Source organism: Rahnella sp. BCC 1045, from assembly GCF_019049615.1.
Classification (GTDB): Bacteria; Pseudomonadota; Gammaproteobacteria; order Enterobacterales; family Enterobacteriaceae; genus Rahnella; species Rahnella contaminans.
In genome coordinates this window covers 1-395 of sequence record NZ_JAFMOZ010000015.1, presented here as the reverse complement: position 1 = coordinate 395, position 395 = coordinate 1, and the positions used below count along the sequence as shown (strand labels likewise).

Sequence of the window (395 nt, the reverse complement as noted above, 5' to 3'; positions counted from 1 at the left end):
TGCCTGGCAGTTCCCTACTCTCGCATGGGGAGACCCCACACTACCATCGGCGCTACGGCGTTTCACTTCTGAGTTCGGCATGGGGTCAGGTGGGACCACCGCGCTGTTGCCGCCAGGCAAATTCTGTAATTTACCGAACTCTACGCTTATTACTGGTGCTGATACCCAGAGTCGAACTGGGGACCTCACCCTTACCAAGGGTGCGCTCTACCAACTGAGCCATATCAGCACGCTTATTCCTATAACAGCCTGCTTAATAGCAAACTTTACTAATTTGATGCCTGGCAGTTCCCTACTCTCGCATGGGGAGACCCCACACTACCATCGGCGCTACGGCGTTTCACTTCTGAGTTCGGCATGGGGTCAGGTGGGACCACCGCGCTGTTGCCGCCAGG

1 tRNA gene and 2 rRNA genes are annotated in these 395 nt (G+C 55.9%); all 3 read right to left on the bottom strand.

Going from position 1 to position 395, the window contains the following annotated elements:
* Window position 1 precedes the first annotated feature (1 nt).
* The 3 genes from rrf (J1782_RS00080) to rrf (J1782_RS00070) all read right to left on the bottom strand — a co-directional run bounded on the left by rrf (J1782_RS00080) (window position 2) and on the right by rrf (J1782_RS00070) (window position 395).
* Window positions 2-117, bottom strand: a 5S ribosomal RNA gene (rrf, locus tag J1782_RS00080).
* 36 nt (window positions 118-153) lie between these two features.
* A tRNA-Thr gene (locus J1782_RS00075) sits at window positions 154-229 on the bottom strand.
* A 50-nt stretch (window positions 230-279) separates the two neighbouring features.
* Window positions 280-395, bottom strand: a 5S ribosomal RNA gene (gene rrf, locus J1782_RS00070).